Origin of the sequence: Maricaulis sp., from assembly GCF_017643475.1 — a bacterium.
Classification (GTDB): Bacteria; Pseudomonadota; Alphaproteobacteria; order Caulobacterales; family Maricaulaceae; genus Maricaulis.
In genome coordinates, this window is sequence record NZ_JAEPNI010000001.1 from 1,222,218 (window position 1) to 1,243,111 (window position 20,894).

Sequence of the window (20,894 nt, forward strand, 5' to 3'; positions counted from 1 at the left end):
TTCCGGCTACCCTTTTGAAACAAAAAGGGCGGTGGTTTGAACCACCGCCCCTTCGCTACCTCGGAGGGAGGTAATTCGCCCGTTGGGTGCTCGTGACTTCACTCCTAGGGGCTAACTGGAACTCTAGAAATCCCAGCTGAGACCGAAGCGTACGGAACGCGGAGCCTGGTAGCCAGACGCCAAGCCGTAGCGCGGGTTAGCCTCGTTGACGTACGGTGCAACGCCCGGAGCCGTAGCGGAGCTGTCACCAAACTCATAGATATCCGTTACGCCATCAGCATTGAGAACGTTGAAGATATCCATGCGCAGGGTCGGCTCACCCGGATACGGCAGGTTGGTCGGACGGTAGATGAAGGACAGGTCGAAGTTATACGTCCAGTCACTTTCCAGCTGAGAGCCACGCGGCGTCAGCTCACCACCACAGTACCAGGAAGAGGCACCGTATTCGTACGCAAACGCGTCAGTCGGGTGGTAACCGATACAACCGAAGGAACGCGGAGACGTCGCGTTGAAGCGACCGCCAACCGTGAACATTTCGTTGACCTGGTAGGAACCCCACAGCTTGAACTTGTGCGTACGGTGGTTCGGCAGGTCGCCGTTGGCACCGTCCGTCAGGCCCGGCTGGTCGAAGTCCTGGGTGATGCCTGCATCGTCCTGACCGTTGTCAGACTTTACAGAGCCCTCGTAGTTACCTTCGGAGCTGGAGATCGTCCAGGAACCGTGCAGGTCCCAACCATTGTCGAACTGACGGTCAAAGGTCAGCTCGAGCGCGGTATAGGTACGCTCTGCAGCCGGATAGCCAAGGTCAGCCGCAGACAGCTCAACTTGCTGATCCAGTTCCGGAAGATAGACATTCATGTCTTCGCCCGGGTTGGTCAGGACATACTGGTGGAAACCAGACCAAACGTCGGAACACGGCGTGCCACCCACGTCGATACCATTGGCATCACAGTAGGCGATGACAGCGGCGTCGATAGCAACGTCCTCGAGGGTGGAGCCCAGATCACGGTGCGTGAAGGACAGGCCGAAGTCCCAGAGGTCGTTCATGGTCCAGCGACCGCCCAGGATGATCTCGTCGACATACATCGGGTCGAGATTGGCGTCCGTCGTGGAACGCGTATCCGGAACAGAACCGTCACCGAAGACCTGCTCGTAGAAGTTGCCCGTTACGCCACCGACAAAGGTCGGAACGAAGTTCGCATCAACTGCGGAGTAGTCATACCAGCGGTGGATATAGGTTTCGCCGCCAGCCATACGAATGTTGGTGTTCGTGGCAACCGGCAGGTAGTAGCGGCCCCAGGAACCGAACAGTTCCAGGTTTCCGTCACCCCAGACGTCATAGGCAGCCTGGATGCGCGGAGCCAGCTGGTTGCTGATTTCCGTGAACGTTTCGTCGTCCGAGTTGCGGTTGTCGAACGTTTCGTTACGCAGACCCAGGTTCAAGGTCAGCTGATCGGTGATCTGCCAGGAGTCCTGGATGTAGAACGCGGTCTGGATGGTCGTGAACGAACCACCAACCGAGTAATCACGCCAACGGACACACGGATCGCCGGTCAGGGCAACGCCACCGTTCGCACGGTAGATGTCACAATAGGCGCCGTCACCGTACAGGTAGTAAGCACCACCGGAGTTGATGACAGATGCGTCAGCCGTCAGTTCCTCACGGTCAACACCGATACGGATCTGGTGCTCACCCATGAAATTGGCAAACAGGTCGAGGTCGGCGCGGAACAGTTCGCGGGAATCTTCACCTTCAGAGATGGAGAAGTTGACCCAGTCACCCTGGCGGATGAAGCCCGTGCCCGTTTCGTAACGGTAGGTTGCCGGCAGATCGTCGGCAGAGGACTTGGACGTCTGACCGAAGGTCTGCTGACCATAGGTGACAGAGAGCGTTGCCCAATCCGTCAGCTCGCCGGTGTAGTTTGCGATGAAGATGTCGCCGCCCTCGAGGGAGTAGCCTTCACCGTTGTAGGTTTCGCTGATGACGTTGCGGTCTTCGTAGCTGTCATAGCCAATATCATAGGTATTGGTGACAACACGACGGTCATCCGAGAACGCCGTCAGGCCGAGCGTGTGGCCTTCGAACAGGTTGGCGTCCAGCTTGATGCCCCAGAACGGATCTTCATCGACCGTTTCGAAGCGCTGACCGGAGGTCTGCTCGAAATTGATGTTGGAGTTCACGTATTCGAAGTTACGCGGAGAATACATCGCGTAGAAGAAGACGCGGTCTTCAACGATCGGACCGGACGCGTAGATGTTCATTTCCTGGCTGGTACGCTGGTCCAGGTCATTCGTCTGCGAGAAGGTGTTCGGAGAATCTTCGCGAAGTTCATCCGGGGAATAGAAGATGTTGAAGCCCCAGTGGAACTCGTTCGTACCGGAACGGGTTACTGCGTTGACAACACCACCCGTTGAACGGCCGAATTCAGCCTGGTAACCACCGGTCTTGACTTCGACCTGTTCGTAGAACTGGAACGGGATCGTGGACGCGCCAAGGAAGTTACGGAAGTTCGTAACGTTCATGCCGTTGATGTAGAAGGCGTTCTCACCAACAGAGGAACCACCGATGGAGGTGCCGCCGAACGCGGTGTCACCAGCAACGGTACCCGGAGCCAGCTGAGCCAGAGAGTCGATGTCACGGCCAACCGGGATCTGCTCGAAGATTTCGTCAACGTCGATGGTCAGGCCGGTCTCGGCGACCTGGAAGGTATTGGTCTGAACAGCCGTACCCGTAACCGTGATGACATCGGCGGTGGAAGAGCCAGCAGCTAGCGCGAAGGTGTAGTCAGACGTGCTACCGACGGAAACGCGCACAGCGTCGTCAGAGATCGATTGGTAACCGTCACGGCTGATGGTGATCGAGTGATTGCCGACAGCAAGGCGGCCGACAAAGAAGCTACCGTCCGCGCCGGTCGTTGCAGAACGAACCGAGCCACGTGCGGTATCGACGACGCGAACTGTCGCGCCGGCGACCGGGTTACCAGCCGTATCAACGACGGTACCCTGTACAGCACCGGTCGTATACGACTGGGCTGAGGCAACAGGTGCCAGAACAGCGGTCGTAGAGACTGCTGCGCCGAGCACCAGACCGACAGAAGCGGTCGTGCCAAGCATGATTTGCTTGAGAGTTTTCATTACATCCCTCCAGGACGGCAGCGCCGTCCATTGCGATTAGACACAGCAGGGGTGTTCGCCCGAAGCATAGTTTCGGCCGGTGCGAGCAGACGCACGAGTACAGTTCTGGCAAATTTTACCGTTGAATCCGCACTATATTGTAAGAGGTCTACCCTTCCCCTTTCGAGCGCTTCCCCAAGCGCCCAAAGTCACGCTGGCTCACGGATCCGTGAGCGTCAATGTGCAAACTGTAATAATTCCGACAGGCGGTGAATATTGGATACAAAATCGAGATTCTGTTGCAGTCACGCAACCTTGGGGTTTCAAAAACGGACCAGGTGTGCTCCGGAAGTTTCAAAATTGTACCAAAAGTAGGGTTTTATCGGGCCGAGATGCTTGCCTTGAACGTGAGCATGCTGTTTAAGCGCGCCGTCAGGCGGCTGGGCGGTCGCGGTCACAGGGCTGGAAACGGCGTGATCGAGGAAAGTCCGGGCTCCATGGAAACAAGGTGCCGGGTAGCGCCCGGCGGGGGAAACCCCAGGGAAAGCGCAGCAGAGAGCAGACCGCCTGCCAGAGCGTCAGCGACGGTAGGTAAGGGTGAAAGGGTGCGGTAAGAGCGCACCGCCCCGACCGCAAGGAAGGGGGCACGGCAAGCCCCACCTGGAGCAAGACCGAATAGGGATGAAAGCAGCCTCGAGCTGCACACGGGTTTCCACGTGTCATCCGGGTAGGTCGCACCAGCTGTGTCGCAAGGCGCAGCGCAGATGAATGATCGTCGCCCCGCAAGGGGAACAGAACCCGGCTTACAGGCCGCCTGACCTTTAGTTTCGCAAATAGTTAATTGTAAACGTTCAGGTCGAGCGCTGCTCAATATTTATGCACGCATTCTCTCCTTTTGTTCCGTCTCAAATGTGGCTGGCCGGCGAAGCCGGGTGGCTCGTTGTGGATATTAACTTAATGTTCCGCCTTTGTTCGAATTCCATTGGTTAATCGGGGTGTTAATCCATGAAAAACCATTCTTTCAACATTGTTTCCCATCTCATCCCATGTTATCCCATCGTTAACCATGAGAAGGTTCGTGCGGTTAGCTGGGGAGTAGGCGGACGTGTTCCTGTCCACCACCATCAATGGCGTAGATGCGAAGGGGCGGGTTTCCGTGCCGGCGGATTTCCGTGCGGTGGTTGGAGGCGGTGCGTTCGACGGCATCATTGTCTGGCCGTCCTTTGATGGAACTTATCTGGAAGGTGGTGGCCAGGCCCTGCTCGAGCGCTACCAGGCGCTGATCGAGGAGATGGATCCTTATGATGATGCGCGCATCGCCTTCGAGCGAGCGATCTTCGGTGCGGCGCGTCCATTGTCTTTTGATGCCAATGGTCGCGTGACCCTGCCGAAGGATTTCATCGACCATGCGGGTCTGGAGGGGAAGGCGACCTTTGTCGGGCTCGGCTCTCGTTTCGAGATCTGGTCTCCGGACATGTATGAGGCCCACAAGGCCAACGCGCAGTCCTTTGCCCGCGACAACAAGCGCGCGCTGAAGCTTGGTCCGCGTCCGGGGGGTTCGACATGAGCCATTATCCCGTGATGTTGAGCGAAGTGTTGGAGGGGCTGCGTCCACAGGCGGGAGAGGCGCATCTCGATGGCACTTTTGGCGCCGGCGGCTATTCGCGCGCCATTCTCGGTGCCGCCGGGTGTTCCCTGATTGCGGTGGACCGCGACCCAACCGTCCGTGTGGTCGTGGATCAGTTTCGCAGCGAATTCGGTGAGCGTTTCAGCTTCCATGCTGGTCCGTTTTCCGAGCTTGAGGCAGCTGTCGCAGAGAGCAGGCGCGAGCATATCAATGGTGTCGTTCTGGACATCGGCGTGTCCTCGATGCAGATCGACCAGGCAGAACGTGGTTTCTCGTTCAGCAAGCCGGGCCCGCTGGACATGCGCATGTCAGGTGAGGGGGCCTCGGCCAGCGACGCGATCAATCGTCTGAGCGAGCGCGAGTTGGCGGATATATTTTATGTCTACGGCGAAGAGCGCAAATCCCGCCGGGTTGCGCAGTTTGTGGTTCGCGCGCGTGGCGAGAGCCCGATTACGACAACGGATCAGCTTGCCGAGATCGTTTCCCGCGCAATTGGCGGAAAACACATGAAGATTCACCCTGCAACACGTGTGTTTCAGGCCCTGCGCATTTTTGTGAATGACGAGCTCGGCGAGCTCGCGCGGGCTTTAAGTGCTGCAGAGCGCGTTCTGGCGCCAATGGGGAGGTTGGTGGTGGTTACGTTCCATTCATTGGAGGACCGCATGGTTAAGACATTCATGCGGGCTCGATCTGGTCTCGCCGGTGGCGGTGGCTCCCGTCACAATCCAGTCGCTGTTGAAGGGCCGGAGGCAACATTCTCGCTGGAGACCCGCAAGGCCGTTACGGCGACGGAACAGGAATTGTCCGAAAATCCGCGTTCCCGTTCCGCAAAACTGCGTATCGCCGTTCGCACGCAAGCGCCGAGTTGGCAGGAAGAGGAGTTCGTGATGCCCGGAGTTGTGCCGCTTTCCAAGCTGGAGGCTGCGCTATGATCCGCGTGCTGAACGGAGTTGCCCTTCTCGTGGCCGTGACCCTTGCCGTTGCCCTCTATATTGCCAAGACAGAGGCGAAGTCTTCTCAGGAGCGTCTGGAGATGATTCAGGCCCAGCTCGCCGAGGAGCGCCGCCAGGTCAATGTGCTCAATGTCGAGATTGCTCATCTGGAAGAGCCTGAGCGTTTGCGCGCGCTGGCGCGTCGCTATCTTGGTCTCGAACCGCTCGATCCGAGTCGTGAGATCGCGGTAAATGACCTGCCCATCCTCACTGATGTCGAGGAAGAGGAGGGGCTGCGCGAAGACATGCTGCTTTCCAGCGACACGGGAGAGCTGGCGCTCGCTGAGGCTGCTCCGGCGGGAGGTCCCGATCGATGAAGCTGTGGCCGTTTCGCCGATCTGTCTCGACGGAGACAGTCAATCCAGCGCTGCCTCCCCTGGCGGAAGCGGCGCCGGCGGACATGTCACGCCTGCTTCGTGTCGAAAGTGATGAGGTCCAGGCCCTGGAGCAGGCGCGGTCCCGCCTGAGAATGCTTGGCCTGGCGGTTGCGGTCGGGTTTGGCCTTCTCGCGTTGCGTTCCATCGAAATGGCTGTCGCGCATCCATCTGATCCACTGGCGGGCGTGAATGCGGATATCGCGTCGGTTGGGCGTGGAGAGATCTTTGACCGCACAGGCCAGGTCCTGGCGACGACACTTGAAACACACTCGTTGTACGCAGACCCGACCCAGGTCTGGGATGCAGCGGAAACGGCCGAGGCGCTGTCCGGCGTTCTCCCGGGACTGGATATGGAGCGCGTGATCCGCGACCTGTCCTCACGACGTCGTTTTGTCTGGATCCAGCGCAATCTTACACCCCGCCAACGCCAGGCTGTCTTTGCCCTCGGGCTACCCGGCGTTGGGTTCAGGTCTGAACCGCGTCGTGTTTACCCGCGTGGCCGTCTGGCATCGCATGTTGTGGGTTACACCGACCGGGACATGGCGGGGCTGGCCGGCGCAGAGCGCGCCTTCAATTCGGCTCTGTCTTCCGGCGACGGCCGTCCGGTGGCGCTGTCCATCGACATGGCTGTGCAATTTCATCTCGATGAAGTCCTTCGCGCCAGCATGATCGAATTCGATGCTCTCGCAGCGTCAGGCATCGTCATGAATGTGCGTACGGGCGAGATTGTCGGTATGGTGTCCCTGCCTGACTTCGATCCGAACCGTCCAATGGAGAGCGAACCAGGCGAGCGCCTCAACCGGTCCGCCCAGTCGGTTTACGAGATGGGGTCCACCTTTAAGGCTTTCACCGTGGCGCTGGCGTTGGAAACGGAAACAGCGACACTGGAGAGTGGTTACGATGCCTCCAATCCGCTGCAGCTGGGTGGCCACACCATCAATGACTACCACGCCGAGGATCGCTGGCTGACCCTGTCGGAAGTGTTCACGCATTCCTCCAATATCGGTTCCTCGCTGATTGCGCTGGAAGCCGGGTCGGATGCGCAGCGCGGTTTCTTGGGTGATCTTCGTCTGCTAGAGCGTGCCCCGATCGAGCTGATCGAAAGCGCTGATCCATTGTTGCCGCGTCAATGGGCGCAAACCGAAACGGCGACCATTTCCTATGGCCACGGCATCGCGGTCAGCCCGATTGCAACGATCGCGGCCTTCGCGGCGATTGCCAATGACGGTGTCTATGTGCCGCCGACCCTGCAGCCGGTCGCGGCGAACGAAACCCTTGTTGGCGAGCGTGTGATGAGTTCGGATAGTGCGCGCGATGTTCTGGCGCTGATGCGTGAGAATGTCACGGACGGTACGGGCGGCAGTGCCGAGGCGCAGGGTTATCGCGTCGCCGGCAAGACCGGTACGGCGGAAAAACCCCATCGCGGGGGGTATGACAGCAGCCGCCTTATTTCCTCCTTCTCGGCCGTGTTCCCCTATGACGACCCGCAATATGCGGTGCTGGTGTTGTTGGACGAGCCGCAGGGCAATGAATCGACCTATGGCTACGCCACAGGGGGATGGACAGCGGCTCCGGCGACGGGGGAGATCATCTCCCGTATTGCGCCAATCCTCGGTGTGGAGCGATCCAACGAGGACCATGACAGTCGCGCAGCGCTGGTTCGAGCCGCGCTGATGCCGGAGGACATTCCGTGAAACTCGCCGACTTGCTGCCAGCGTCCGCGCTGAGACCCGGCTATGACCAGATCGAAGTGAAGGGTCTGACGCTGGACAGCCGCAAGATCGAGGGCGGCTGGGTGTTTGCCGCCCTGCCGGGCTTTTCTGTTCACGGTCGCCAGTTCGCGGCCAGAGCTGAAGCGGCGGGCGCCGTCGCGATTATCTGCGACGGTGAAATCGATGATGTCTCGATCCCGGTCATCATCGCTGAAGATGCGCCCGCCTTGTTCGCTGACATGGCCGCGCGTTTTTATCCTCAGCAGCCGGCCAATATCGTCGCCATCACCGGGACCAATGGCAAAAGTTCGACCGTCGAGTTTGTTCGCCAGATCTGGACAGCCGCCGGGCTGGACGGGGCAAGCCTGGGAACGCTGGGCGTGGCCCGCGGGACCAGTTCCGAGGTCACCGGTTACACGACGCCGGACGCCGCCGCCCTGCATAAATCGCTCGACGCCCTGGCCCGGGACGGGGTGACCCATCTGGCCATGGAGGCGTCCAGCCACGGGTTGAAACAGCGCCGCATGGAAGCCGTGCGAGTGACCCTGGCAGCCTTTACCAACCTCACCCAGGATCATCTGGATTATCACCCTGACTTCGAGGATTACTTCGCCTCCAAGGCACGTCTCTTCCTGAACTTTCTCGATGCCGGTGGCCCCGCCATCATCAATACTGACAGCGAGTGGGGCGAGCGCATGGCGGAGTTGGCGCGTGAGCGCGGGCTGGACATCTCAACCATCGGATGGCGTGGCCAGGACCTGCAGATCTGCGAGATCACCCCGCGCGCGGCCAGCCAGGATGTCGTGTTTCGCTGGAAAGGCGAGGAGATCCGCCTCGAGATACCGCTCGTCGGAGAGTTCCAGATCCTCAATGCGCTCGGAGCCGCTGCAATTGCCCTTGCTGGAGGTGTCGACAAGGCCGTTGTTCTGGGCACGCTGGGCAAGCTTGGCGGTGTTCCCGGGCGGCTCGACAAGGTTGGCGAAACGCGCGAAGGCGCCCCGGTGCTCGTCGATTACGCGCATACGCCGGATGGTTTGGACAAATTGCTGCGGGCTGCACGTCCTCACACCAAGGGACGTGTGATGGTTGTGTTTGGCTGTGGCGGCGATCGCGATCCGGACAAACGCGCCAAGATGGGGGCGATCGCCCGGAAACTCTCGGATGTCGCGATCGTTACCGATGACAATCCACGATCTGAAAATCCCGCGGCAATCCGCGCTGCTGTGCTGAGCGGCTGTCCGGACGCGCTGGAGATCGCGGATCGTCGAGAGGCGATCAATCACGGCGTCGGTCTGCTGCGCGAGGGCGATTGCCTGCTCGTCGCCGGCAAGGGCCATGAAACCGGCCAGACTGTTGCGGGCGTCGTGCACCCATTTGATGATCGCGACGTGTCCCGCGAGGCGCTTGAGGCGAGGGAGGCCGAGCATGTCTGATCCGCTCTGGACTGCGAAACAGGCCCTGGCCGCGACCGGTGGCGAGCTGACCCGTGATATCGACTGGACCTGTAACGGCGTCTCGATTGATACACGTTCGATCTGTCCGGGCGATTTGTTTGTGGCGCTCACGGACATCCGTGACGGGCATGAATTCGTGCCGGATGCCATGGCCCGCGGCGCGACCGCCGCACTGGTTGAGCGCTCGGCCGGTTTGCCTGGTTCGCACCTGAAAGTGTCCGACAGCCTGGATGCGCTACGCGCACTGGGCGCGGCCGCGCGTGATCGCTCGTCGGCCATTCGTGTCGCTGTCACAGGCAGTGTTGGCAAGACCAGCGTCAAGGAAGCCCTTGCGGCCGTTTTCCGTGCTGCCGGCCCGGCGCACTGGAGTGTGAAGTCCTACAATAATCACTGGGGCGTGCCGCTGACCCTGGCGCGAATGCCCGCGGATACCGAACGCGCTGTCTTTGAAATGGGCATGAACCACGCGGGCGAAATCCGGGATTTGTCGTCTCTGGTCCAGCCCCATGTCACTCTGATCACGCGTATCGGCGAGGCGCATCTGGAAAACCTGGGTTCGATTGAAGCCATTGCAGATGCCAAGTCCGAGATTTTCGAAGGTATGGAGCCGGATGGCGTAGCCATTATCCCGGCTGACGATCCTCTGGGAGAACGCATCGCCCAGCATGCGCGCAATTCCTCTGCCGCTTTCCTGCTGGAATTTGGTCGCGCATCACACGCAGCAGTCCGGATCGAGGAATTCGAAACCGGCCTTGATGGCAGTCGCGGACGTATCAATGTGATGGGTAATCGTGTGCCGTTCCGATTGGCCGCATCCGGTGAGCACTGGGCCTGGAATACGGCCGCTGTCTTTGCAGCGGCGGCTGCGACTGGGCTCGATGCGCGCGATGTGGCGGACGCCCTGGCTGAGGTCGATGCCGCAGCCGGCCGCGGCCGTGCCGTGAAGATCTCGCTGCCGGGTGGTGGTGAGGCTACGCTGCTGGACGATGCCTATAATGCCAATCCGGTCTCCATGCGCGCCGCAATGAGTTCCCTGGCGGCAGCTCGACCGGAAGGAGAGGGGCGCCGTATTGCCGTGCTCGGTGATATGCTGGAGCTGGGTGCGTCCGGACCGGCATTGCACGCAGAGCTGGCGGAGCCTTTGCTGAGCGCTAACACTGATCTGGTTTTTTCCTGCGGCAGCCTGATGAAACACCTGCATGACGCCTTGCCCGCACCGTTGCGCGCGGGCTATGCGAAGAGTGCCAGTGAAGTGCTTGAGCCGCTGAAATCTGAGCTTCGATCGGGGGATGTCTTGCTGATGAAAGGCTCCAACGGTTCCGGGCTCCACAAGATTGCCGCAGTTCTGGCCGATGGCACTGCATTCGACCTGACGGAGGCCTGACCGCCAATGCTCTATCTGTTGTTCGCGCCGCTTGCAGAGGACCTGCAACTGGCGAACCTGTTCCGCTACATCACGTTCAGAACGGGTGGTGCATTGATGACGGCGATGCTGATCGCTTTCGTTTTCGGCAAGCCGATGATCGGCTGGCTGCGTCGCAAGCAGGGCAAGGGCCAGCCCATCCGCGAGGAAGGCATTCAGCGCCATGTGATCGAGAAGGCTGGAACGCCAACCATGGGCGGTTTCCTGATCCTGCTCGGGGTGATGATCGGCACGCTCTTGTGGGCGGATCTGACAAATCAGTACGTCTGGATCGTGATATTCGTGACGGCCGGTTTCGGCCTGATCGGCTTTGTTGATGACTATATGAAAGTCACCAAGCAGAGCACAGCGGGTTTTGGTGGCAAGTTCAAACTCCTGTTTGAGTTCACCATCGCAGCCATTGCCGTCGTCTGGGCCACCAGCGTTGCACGGGCCAACGGCATGGATGCAGGGCTCGAGACGTCCATCGCCTTCCCGTTCTTCAAGGATTTCCTGATCAATATCGGGCCGTTGTTCTACGTCTTCGGCTGTATCGTCATTGTCGGCTCGGGCAATGCCGTGAACATGACGGACGGGCTGGACGGACTGGCCATTGTCCCGGTGATGATCGCCGCCGCGACATTTGGCGTGATCGCCTACCTGGTCGGCCGGGTCGATTTCGCGGAATACCTGCAGGTCCATCACACGCCGGGCACCAGTGAATTGCTGGTCTTCTGCGGTGCGCTTCTCGGGGCCGGACTGGGCTTCCTGTGGTGGAATGCTCCGCCGGCGATGATCTTCATGGGCGATACCGGGTCGCTGTCGTTGGGCGGCGCGCTCGGGGCCATCGCCATCGCTGTCAAGCACGAGATTGTCCTGGCCATCGTCGGTGGTCTCTTTGTGCTTGAAATGGTTTCGGTTATGGTTCAGGTGGCCAGTTTCAAGCTGACCGGTAAGCGTGTTTTCCGAATGGCTCCGATCCATCACCACTTCGAAAAGAAGGGCTGGGCCGAGCCGACAATTGTCATCCGTTTCTGGATTATTGCCGTCATTCTAGCATTAATCGGACTCGCGACGCTCAAATTGAGGTAAACTGCAACCAGATGATCCCGATCCATACATACAAGGGCCGCCGCGTGGCTGTGTTCGGATTGGGGCGCACAGGTATTGCGGCCGGAAAAGCCCTGGAAGCCGGAGGCGCTGAAGTGTCGTCCTGGGACGACTCCGAGACGGCGCGTGCCAACGCCGAGGCTGCGGGTATCCACCTTGATGATCTTAACCGCAGGGACTGGGGCGATATTGCGGCCCTGGTGCTTTCGCCCGGTATTCCGCTGACGCACCCCAAACCGCACCGCATGGTCGAGCTGGCCAAGTCAGTGGGTGCGCCGGTGATCGGGGATATCGAGCTCTTCGCCCAGACGATCGCCGAGCTGCCGGAGCGCCGCCGTCCGAAAATTATCGGTGTGACCGGCACCAACGGCAAGTCCACGACCTCTGCGCTGATCGGCCATATCCTTCGTGAAACCGGTCGCAATGCGATCGTGGCCGGTAATATCGGCGACGCCATACTGGCTCAGGATCCGCCGCGACCCGGATCGTATTATGTGCTGGAATTGTCGAGCTATCAGATCGACCTGACCCAGTCGCTGGAATGCGATGTGGCCGTACTGCTCAACATCTCGCCGGATCATCTGGACCGACATGGCGGATTTGATGGCTATTTCGCCGCCAAGAAACGCCTGTTCGAGATGCAGAACACCCAGGGTGTGGCGATCATCGGTATCGATGATGACGAGACCAATGGTTTTTATTCCACCCTGCGCCAGCGTCGCCGTGAGGACCAGATTGTCCCGATCTCGGCCGGGCGGGTGTTCGCGCGGGGTGTCTATGCGCTGGGCGACCGGGTTTATGACGCGCTCGACAGCGCCTCCCATCCGCTTGTTGACCTGTCCGGGGCCCAGGCCCTGCCGGGGCGCCACAATGCCCAGAATGTCGCTGCGGCCCTGGCGGCTGTTCGCATGCTGGGAATTGGTGGCCGTGCCGCGGCTGATGCGATCGCCAGTTTTGGTGGCCTGCCGCACCGGCAGGAAATCGTCGCCAATGAAGGCGGTGTGCGGTTCGTCAATGACAGCAAGGCGACCAATGCCGAAGCCGCGCTGCAGGCGATCAATTGTTACAACGATATCTTCTGGATCGCCGGAGGGCGCGCCAAGGAGGACGGGCTGGAAGCGCTGGAGCCAGCGCTGCATCGTATCCGCAAGGCCTATCTGATCGGCGAGGCGCAGGATCTGTTTGCTGACGAACTCGATGGCAAGGTCAGCTGGCAGAAATGCGGTGATCTGGCCAAGGCCATCATTGCGGCACGTGAGGACACGCAAGGTGTGCCTGGAGCGGTGGTCCTGTTGTCTCCGGCCGCGGCCTCCTTTGATCAATTCAAGAGTTTCGAGGATCGGGGCGACGCGTTTTCCCGCCTGGTGCATGAAAACGGTGCCGCTTCCATGGCTGCTGGAGGCGCGGGTTGAATGCGCTTGCTCCCCGCGCGGCCATAAGCTGGTGGCGCGGCATTGACCGGACCCTGTTGTTTGTTGTCCTGGCGTTGATAGCGACAGGCCTGATGTTGTCCATGGCCGCAAGCCCGGCCGCAGCCGATCGCCTCGGTATCGAGGATCCCTTCTATTTTCTCTATCGACAGGGCGTTTTCGCGACGCTGTCGCTTATTGGTGTGCTGGCGATTTCCTCGCTCTCAGCCGCCGGTGCACGCCGCCTTGCGGCTGTTGCCTTGCTGGGCTCTCTGGCCCTGATGATCGCCATGCCCTTTATCGGGCACGAGGTGAAGGGCGCGACCCGTTGGATTCGTATCGGCAGTTTCGGGCTGCAGCCATCCGAATTTCTCAAACCCGCCCTGATCGTCACGGCCGCCTGGCTGTTTGCAGAGGAAAAGCGCGGAGCGCCCGTGCCCGGGCGTATAATCGCCTTTGCGATCTTTCTCGTATCGATCGGGCTTTTGATGATTCAGCCGGACTTCGGCCAGTCCGTGCTTCTGACGCTGTGTTTTGGTGGCGTTTTTTTCGCCTCGGGCCTGTCCTGGATCTGGGTTGCCGGCCTGGGTGGCCTGGCCGTGGCCGGTTCTGGTGCGGCCTATATGATGTTTCCCCATGTCGCCAGCCGCGTTGAACGTTTTCTCGATCCGGAGAGTGGCGACACCTATCAGATCGACCGGGCCATGGATGCGATTTCGCGTGGCGGTATTGCCGGTGTAGGTCCGGGTGAGGGGGAGGTGAAGCACTTTCTGCCCGATGCGCACACGGATTTCATTTTCTCGGTTGCCGCCGAGGAATTCGGCCTGCTCGCCTCATTGTCGATCATCGGCCTGTTTTCCATTCTGGTCGCGCGCGCCTGGAGCCAGGCCATGCGTTTGACCGATCATTTCGCGCAGCTGGCTGTTGCTGGCCTGGCCTTGCAATTCGGATTGCAGGCGCTGGTCAACATCGCTGTGAACTTGAACCTGATCCCGCCAAAGGGCATGACTTTGCCTTTCGTTTCCTACGGGGGATCTTCCATGCTCGCGCTCGCTTTCGGAGCCGGCCTGATGCTGGCCTTCACCCGTCGCCGTCCCGGCGCTTATTCCAGTCGATACACCGCATGACACCCAGACGTTGCCTGATTGCCGCCGGAGGAACCGGCGGACACATGTTCCCTGCGCGCGCGGCCGCCGAAGCGCTGATCAAGCGTGGCTGGCAGATCCGCCTCGTGACCGATGCGCGCGGCATGAAACATACCGAAGAATTTCCGGCCGTGGCCGTCGACGAAATCCACGCGGCCAGTCCCTTCACCAAGAACCCGCTGAAACTTCTCAAGGCCGGGGTCGAGCTGACCCGTGGTCTGGCTGAGACCCAGGCCATCGTAAAGGCGTGGAAACCGGATGTTGTGGCGGGGTTTGGCGGATATCCCGCTTTCCCGGCCATCGCCTCGGCGAGGACGGCAGGCATTCCGTTTTGCATTCACGAGCAGAATGCGGTGCTGGGCCGGGTCAATCGGACGTTTGCGTCCAAGGCGGGTTTCATAGCGTCCGGTTTCGAACGCCTCGACCGCCTGCCCGAGCGGGCCCGCAAGCGCCATATCCTGACGGGCAATCCCCTGCGAGCGCCGATCGTGGACGCGCGAGCCGCCGGTTATCCCGAAATCTCGGATGACAGCCGGATCAACCTGCTGGTTCTGGGCGGAAGTCTGGGCGCGCGCATCCTGTCCGAGACGGTTCCGGCGGCGATCGCAATGCTCCCGGAAAAGCTCAAATCTCGCCTTGATGTCGTCCAACAGACACGCGAAGAAAATCTCGACATGGCGCGAGAGACTTACAGCAAGGCCGGCGTAAACGCCCACTGCGAGCCCTTCTTCAAGAATGTGGGGGAGCTGTTGGCCAATTCCCATTTCGTGATCGGACGGGCCGGGGCCTCAACGGTGTCGGAAGTCGCCGGCGTGGGGCGTCCCGCGATTTTCTGTCCGCTCGGTATCGCTGCTGACGATCACCAGAGCGCCAATACCGAAGGTCTTTACAAGGCGGTGGCGGCGGATGTTCTGCCCGAAGCCGATTTCACTGCAGAACGGCTGAGCGAATTGCTGGAATCCCGCCTGTCGAACCCGCAGGATCTGAAAGAACGCGCAGCTGCAGCGCGGGCGTTGGGGCGCCCGGATGCGGCTGAGGCGCTGGCCAAGGCCGTGGACGGCCTGGTGACAGGAGCAGTTGTATGAAATTTGCCGCTTTGCCCTTCCCGGTCGGGCCGGTCCATTTTGTCGGTATTGGCGGTATCGGCATGTCCGGTATTGCCGAGGTGATGCTTAATCTGGGCTACAAGGTCCAGGGATCCGACATCAAGGCCAATCCGAACGTCGAACGCCTGCGTGAGAAGGGCGCCAAGATTGCCATCGGGCATGCCGGTGAAAATGTTGAAGGCGCCGGCGCCATCGTCGTGTCTTCGGCCATCAAGCCGGACAATCCGGAACTGGTCGCGGCGCGCTCGGCCAAGATCCCGGTTGTGCGCCGGGCCGAGATGCTGGCCGAGCTGATGCGCCTGAAATACTCGGTCGCTGTTGGCGGTACGCATGGCAAGACCACCACCACCTCGCTGGTTGCCGTGCTCATGGACGCCGCGGGTGTTGATCCCACCGTGATCAATGGCGGCATCATTTCCGCCTATCAATCCAACGCCAAGGTGGGGCTGGGTGAGTGGATGGCCGTTGAGGCGGATGAGAGCGATGGCTCTTTCCTGAAACTGCGCTCCACCGTGGCCATCGTCACCAATATCGATCCCGAGCACATGGAGCATTACGGAGACTTTGATGTCCTGCGTGATGCCTTTTACCAGTTCGTCGAGAACCTGCCGTTTTACGGCTTTGCCGTCCTATGCACTGATCACCCGGAAGTCCAGTCGCTGGCCTCCCGCGTCGAGGATCGCCGGGTCATCACCTATGGCTTCAACCCGCAGGCTGATGTGCGCATCGAGAATATGCGCGCGGAACCGGCGGGCACGACGTTTGACGTCCGTTTCCGCCTGCGCGGTCAGGACGAGGACATCTGGACGGATGTCTTCCTGCCCATGGTCGGCGAGCACAATGTGCTCAATACTGCAGCCGCCCTGGCGACGGCGCGCGAGCTTGGCCTGACGGTCGAGAAGGCGCGCTCGGGGCTGGCGGATTTTGGCGGTGTGAAACGTCGTTTCACCAAGGCCGGTGCCTGGAAGGGCGCCACGATCATCGATGATTATGGCCACCACCCGGTGGAGATCTCGGCAGTACTCAAGGCCGCGCGCCAGGCGTCGACGGGCAAGGTGATCGCCATCATGCAGCCGCACCGCTATTCGCGTCTTGCCGATCTGTTCGATGATTTCTCGACCTGTTTCAATGACGCCGACACGGTCATGGTCGCCAATGTCTTTGCCGCTGGTGAAGAGCCGCTGGAAGGTTTCGACCGCGACGGCCTGGTCGAAAGTCTCGCCGCGCATGGCCATCGCGAAGCCCTGGCCATCACCCGCAATGACGTTGCCCGTGAAGTCGCGGCGCGAGCAGGTGAGGGCGATATCGTCATTTTCCTCGGCGCCGGTGACATCACCCAGTGGGCCTACGCGCTGCAAGGAGAGCTGGAGGCGCTGGGTTGAGCCTCATCGAGCGCCTTCCAACCGTTCGCGGCAAATACATCGAGCATGCGCCGCTCAAGGACGTCACCTGGCTGCGGGTCGGTGGTCCGGCGGACGTGATGTATCTGCCGGCGGACGAGGCAGATCTGTCGCGTTTCCTCGCTGAAACCCCGGACGATATCCCGGTGCACGTGCTCGGCGCGGGATCGAACACGTTGGTGCGTGATGGCGGTATCCGCGGTGTTGTCATTCGCCTGGCGGGGCCGTTTGCGCGCACGGAAGTGCTCGAAGGCAATCGACTGAAGGCGGGCGCCGGTGCGCTGGACAAGATGGTCGCCAAGGCGGCAGCGAAGGCTGGCCTTTCGGGCATGGAATACCTGGTTGGAGTGCCGGGCACGATTGGTGGCGCGCTGCGCATGAATGCCGGTTGTTATGACCAGGAAACCAAGGACGTCGTCGTCTCTGTGCGTGCGATCGACCGCCTGGGCCGCATCATCGAGGCGAGCCCGGAAGAGCTGAACTATTCCTATCGCCATTGTGAGGCGCCGGAAGACTGGATCTTCACCTCGGCGGTGTTCCAGGGCACATCGGACGAGCCCACCGCTATCGAAGCGCGCATGAATGGCATCACCGAACGGCGCGAGGGCACCCAGCCGATCCGTGAGAAGACCTCCGGTTCGACTTTTGCCAATCCGGACGCGCCGGGCACGCCCAATCAGCGCCGCTCCTGGCAATTGATCGACAGTGTCGGCGGGCGTGGCTATCGCGTCGGCGGGGCGTTCTTTTCCGAACAGCACTGTAACTTCCTTATCAATGACGGCACGGCGACCGCGGCAGACCTGGAACAGGTCGGCGAGGATGTGCGCGCCCGTGTGAAGGAAAAACACGGCGTGGATCTGCGCTGGGAAGTGAAACGGGTTGGGGAGCCCCAGGAGTAAGTCATGAGCAAACGTATCGCAGTCCTTCTGGGCGGTTTGTCCCCCGAGCGTGAAGTCTCGCTGGTGTCCGGCAAGGCGGTGGCTGATGGTCTGCGCGAGAAGGGCCATGACGTTGTCGAGATCGATGCCGGGCGGGACCTCTATAACCAGCTGGTCGAGGCTTATCCGGATATCGTCTTCAACGCGCTGCATGGCGAGTGGGGCGAGGATGGAATGGTGCAGGGCGTGCTGGAGCATTTCGGCAAGCCTTATACGCATTCCGGTGTGCTGGCCTCGGCCCTGGCGATGAACAAGCAGATGGCCAAGGACGTGCTGCGCGCGGCGGGAATACCCTGTCCGGAAGGCATGCTGGTCAATCGCTTCGAGGCGGCCAAGACACATGCGATGAAACCGCCATACGTGGCCAAACCCAATGCACAGGGCTCGTCGGTCGGTGTTCATATCGTTCTGGAAGGCGCCAATCGTCCTCCGGCCGGGCTGGCTGCGGAGACGGATGATCTGGGTGATGAGGTGCTGGTTGAGCGCTATGTGCCGGGCCGGGAGCTGACCGTTGCGGTGATGGAGGACCGGGCGCTCGCCGTCACCGAGATCATCCCGAACACGACTTTCTATGATTACGAAGCGAAGTACGCGGCTGGCGGATCTGATCATATTTTACCGGCAAAAATTCCGGCAGAGGTCGAGAAGCTGGCCATGGAAATGGCGCTAAAGGCCCATAAAACCTTGGAATGTCGCGGGCTGACACGGTGTGACTTCCGTTACGACGAATCAGCAGAACACCCGCTATGGTTACTCGAAATTAACACCCAGCCGGGCATGACTCCTACGTCTTTAGCGCCAGAACAGGCGCAGTACTGCGGGATCGCGTTTCCAGATCTCGTGGATTGGATGGCGGAGAATGCGTCGTGTCGAAGGTGAGGCGCGGTGGACCGAAAAAGACGGTCCGTCGTAGAACCAGAGCCAAGTCCGCCGCGGTCCCAGCACCGCGGCGTTTGCGTAATTGGGTGGAAGCCCAGGTCCGAAGTGCGCGTTATCGTGTTGCCAATGCTGCTCGTCTGGGCGGGATTGCGCTCGCGGGCGTTGCGGCAGTGACCGTAGCTGGTCTGGCCCTGTTCGGCCAGCTTGATGACGTGCGCCAGTCTGTTGTCACCCATTCCCAGGTTCAGCTCGCCAAGGCCGGATTTGCCGTTGAGACCATTGATGTCTCCGGTGCCCAGGGCGTGATCGCCCACAATATTGTCGAGGCGACAGGCCTTGAGGGCGGTTACCCGATTTTTGCGGTCGATCCGGACGAGATCCGTGAACGTGTCGAAGCCATGCCGATTGTGCGTACGGCGTCTGTGGCGCGTTTGTGGCCCAATTCCGTGGCCGTCGTTGTTGAAACCCGCGAGGCCTTCGCCCTGTGGCAGGTCGAAGGACAGCTCAACGTGATCGACCGCTATGGCGTCGTGATGGGGCAGGCCGATGTGATGTTGCCGCCCGATCTGCCTCTGGTTGTCGCCGAAGGTGCCAATGACAGCGTCGTCGAGATTGTCGAAGCGCTGGATCGTCACCCGACCATTCGGGCCGAGGTCGTCGGTGCCGTGCGTGTGGGCGAGCGTCGCTGGAATCTGCGTCTTGAAAACGGCGCCGACATCAAGCTGCCGGAAGGCGATGTAAACGCCTCGCTGGCGATTCTTGCGCGCCTGCATTCCGAGCGGGGCGTATTGCGCCTGGCGGCCGAGAGTTTCGACCTGCGCGGGCAGGGTGACCTGATTGTAAGAGCCTTGCCGGACCGCGCTGCGGCTGCAGGTATGCGGGAGCGCGACGCATGAGTTTCTTTGGCATGTTCCAGCGCCAGTCCCCGGCCGCCCAACAGCCGGCCAAGGGCAATGGCGTCTATGCTGCGCTGGATGTTGGCTCGTCCAAGGTTGCGTGTTTCATCGCACGGACTGACGAGACCATTGCCGGTCCGCGTCCGCGCATGGTCGGCGTTGGCCATCAGTCCAGTCGTGGCGTCCGCGGGGGCGCAATTGTCGACATGGACGGTGCTTCCGAAGCGATCCGCGCAGCGGTTGAACAGGCCGAGCGTATGGCCGGCACGGCTGTGACCGCAGTCAGTGTCAGCCTGTCTGCTGGACAGCCGAACTCAACCCGTATTGCTGCAGAGATTGACCTGCATAATCGCGAAGTGACCGCTAAGGACCTTCGCAAGCTTCTCAATGGCGCTCTGTCGGAATTCCAGGTGGATGACCGTGTCATCCTTCACGCCATTCCCTTGTCCTGGTCAGTGGATGATCATCGCGGTATCCGCGACCCGCGTGGCATGTATGGCCGTACTCTGGGCGTTGAAGTGCATGTCATCACGGCGGCGGTCGGGCCGCTACGCAATCTGATGAATTGTGTCGAGCGTTGTCATCTCAATCTCAAGGGTGTCGTCGCAACCCCGTACGCATCCGGGCTGTCCGCGCTGGGCGATGACGAGGTAAAGCTGGGCGCAACCTTGATTGACATGGGCGCCGGTGCGTCCACAGCGGCCGTATTTGCGGACGGGGCCTTGCTACACATCGACAGCGTGCCGCTGGGCGGTACGCATGTGACGTCGGATATCGCGCGCGGACTGTCGACGCCGATCGCCGCGGCCGAGCGTCTCAAGGTTCTTTACGGGTGCGCATTGGATAGTCCGGAGGATGATCAGCAAATGATCGAAGTACCTCCGGTGGTGGGGGAGGAGGGAGTCGGGTACGGCACAGCACCACGCTCTCTCCTCAACTCCATTATTCGTCCGCGTCTCGAGGAGACTTTCGAGTTGATCCGCGATCGTCTCGATGTTGCGGGTGTCCTGGCGGCGAGTGGCCGGACCATGGTGCTGACCGGTGGTGCAGCGCAATTGCCCGGCGCGACCGAGGTCGCAGCCCGTATCTTCGGCAAACAGGTTCGAGTTGCGGGCCCGAGCGGCATAACCGGCCTTGGCGATGCTGTGGCCGGTCCGGCGTTCAGTTCCGTCGCAGGGATTGTGCGGCGCGAGACACGCGGTGCCGCCGAAGCCATTTCCGGACCGCCACAAATGATGGACACGCCAGTGCGCGAGCGCCAAGCCCGTCCGGCCGGCGAGGCCAAGGGCGCCGCTGCGATGTGGCGCTGGTTTGCGGAAAGCTTTTAGGGCCC

The 20,894-nt window shown here is 60.8% G+C and carries 16 protein-coding genes and 1 other RNA gene; 16 read left to right on the plus strand and 1 reads right to left on the minus strand.

Going from position 1 to position 20,894, the window contains the following annotated elements; all coding sequences use genetic code 11:
- Nucleotides 1-123: 123 nt before the first annotated feature.
- Nucleotides 124-3,135 carry a TonB-dependent receptor gene (locus tag JJ889_RS05845; RefSeq protein ID WP_291892511.1) on the minus strand — a complete coding sequence of 1,004 codons (3,012 nt, stop codon included), beginning with the start codon at nt 3,133-3,135 and terminating at the stop codon, nt 124-126.
- Between the two features lie 411 nt (nt 3,136-3,546).
- Between JJ889_RS05845 and rnpB the strand changes: the two genes are divergently transcribed.
- The 16 genes from rnpB (at nt 3,547) to ftsA (ending at nt 20,889) form a co-directional block, all read left to right on the plus strand.
- Nucleotides 3,547-3,936, plus strand: an RNA gene (gene rnpB, locus JJ889_RS05850) — RNase P RNA component class A.
- Nucleotides 3,937-4,219: 283 nt separating this feature from the next.
- Nucleotides 4,220-4,681: a division/cell wall cluster transcriptional repressor MraZ gene (locus JJ889_RS05855; RefSeq protein ID WP_291892513.1), complete on the plus strand. Its 462-nt coding sequence runs from the start codon at nt 4,220-4,222 to the stop codon at nt 4,679-4,681.
- The gene (gene rsmH, locus JJ889_RS05860) at nt 4,678-5,673 is read left to right on the plus strand and encodes a 16S rRNA (cytosine(1402)-N(4))-methyltransferase RsmH (RefSeq protein ID WP_291892515.1); all 996 of its coding nucleotides are present in this window, start codon (nt 4,678-4,680) and stop codon (nt 5,671-5,673) included. The genes JJ889_RS05855 and rsmH overlap by 4 nt, the downstream gene beginning before the upstream one ends.
- Nucleotides 5,670-6,050 carry a hypothetical protein gene (locus JJ889_RS05865; protein WP_291892517.1) on the plus strand — a complete coding sequence of 127 codons (381 nt, stop codon included), beginning with the start codon at nt 5,670-5,672 and terminating at the stop codon, nt 6,048-6,050. The genes rsmH and JJ889_RS05865 overlap by 4 nt, the downstream gene beginning before the upstream one ends.
- Nucleotides 6,047-7,804, plus strand: a complete 1,758-nt coding sequence (locus JJ889_RS05870; RefSeq protein WP_291892519.1) for a penicillin-binding protein 2 — start codon at nt 6,047-6,049, stop codon at nt 7,802-7,804. The genes JJ889_RS05865 and JJ889_RS05870 overlap by 4 nt, the downstream gene beginning before the upstream one ends.
- Nucleotides 7,801-9,255 (plus strand): UDP-N-acetylmuramoyl-L-alanyl-D-glutamate--2,6-diaminopimelate ligase, encoded by a 1,455-nt coding sequence (locus JJ889_RS05875; protein ID WP_291892521.1) that lies wholly within the window; start codon nt 7,801-7,803, stop codon nt 9,253-9,255. The genes JJ889_RS05870 and JJ889_RS05875 overlap by 4 nt, the downstream gene beginning before the upstream one ends.
- A complete protein-coding gene (gene murF, locus JJ889_RS05880; protein ID WP_291892523.1) occupies nt 9,248-10,660 on the plus strand; it encodes a UDP-N-acetylmuramoyl-tripeptide--D-alanyl-D-alanine ligase in 1,413 nt (470 codons plus the stop codon). Before JJ889_RS05875 ends, murF begins: the two co-directional genes overlap by 8 nt.
- 6 nt (nt 10,661-10,666) lie before the next feature.
- A complete protein-coding gene (gene mraY / locus JJ889_RS05885; protein ID WP_291892525.1) occupies nt 10,667-11,770 on the plus strand; it encodes a phospho-N-acetylmuramoyl-pentapeptide-transferase in 1,104 nt (367 codons plus the stop codon).
- 11 nt (nt 11,771-11,781) lie between these two features.
- On the plus strand, nt 11,782-13,200 hold the full coding sequence (gene murD, locus JJ889_RS05890; RefSeq protein WP_291892527.1) for a UDP-N-acetylmuramoyl-L-alanine--D-glutamate ligase: 1,419 nt from the start codon (nt 11,782-11,784) through the stop codon (nt 13,198-13,200).
- Nucleotides 13,197-14,324: a putative lipid II flippase FtsW gene (gene ftsW, locus JJ889_RS05895; RefSeq protein WP_291892529.1), complete on the plus strand. Its 1,128-nt coding sequence runs from the start codon at nt 13,197-13,199 to the stop codon at nt 14,322-14,324. Before murD ends, ftsW begins: the two co-directional genes overlap by 4 nt.
- The gene (murG, locus tag JJ889_RS05900) at nt 14,321-15,427 is read left to right on the plus strand and encodes an undecaprenyldiphospho-muramoylpentapeptide beta-N-acetylglucosaminyltransferase (RefSeq protein ID WP_291892531.1); all 1,107 of its coding nucleotides are present in this window, start codon (nt 14,321-14,323) and stop codon (nt 15,425-15,427) included. The genes ftsW and murG overlap by 4 nt, the downstream gene beginning before the upstream one ends.
- Nucleotides 15,424-16,830: a UDP-N-acetylmuramate--L-alanine ligase gene (gene murC / locus JJ889_RS05905; protein ID WP_291892533.1), complete on the plus strand. Its 1,407-nt coding sequence runs from the start codon at nt 15,424-15,426 to the stop codon at nt 16,828-16,830. Before murG ends, murC begins: the two co-directional genes overlap by 4 nt.
- Nucleotides 16,827-17,747, plus strand: coding sequence for a UDP-N-acetylmuramate dehydrogenase (murB, locus tag JJ889_RS05910; RefSeq protein WP_291892535.1), 921 nt, complete (start codon nt 16,827-16,829; stop codon nt 17,745-17,747). The genes murC and murB overlap by 4 nt, the downstream gene beginning before the upstream one ends.
- A 3-nt stretch (nt 17,748-17,750) precedes the next feature.
- On the plus strand, nt 17,751-18,665 hold the full coding sequence (locus JJ889_RS05915; protein ID WP_291892537.1) for a D-alanine--D-alanine ligase: 915 nt from the start codon (nt 17,751-17,753) through the stop codon (nt 18,663-18,665).
- 74 nt (nt 18,666-18,739) lie between these two features.
- Nucleotides 18,740-19,561 carry a cell division protein FtsQ/DivIB gene (locus tag JJ889_RS05920; RefSeq protein ID WP_291892539.1) on the plus strand — a complete coding sequence of 274 codons (822 nt, stop codon included), beginning with the start codon at nt 18,740-18,742 and terminating at the stop codon, nt 19,559-19,561.
- A complete protein-coding gene (ftsA, locus tag JJ889_RS05925) occupies nt 19,558-20,889 on the plus strand; it encodes a cell division protein FtsA (RefSeq protein WP_291892541.1) in 1,332 nt (443 codons plus the stop codon). The genes JJ889_RS05920 and ftsA overlap by 4 nt, the downstream gene beginning before the upstream one ends.
- The last annotated feature ends 5 nt before the right edge of the window (nt 20,890-20,894 follow it).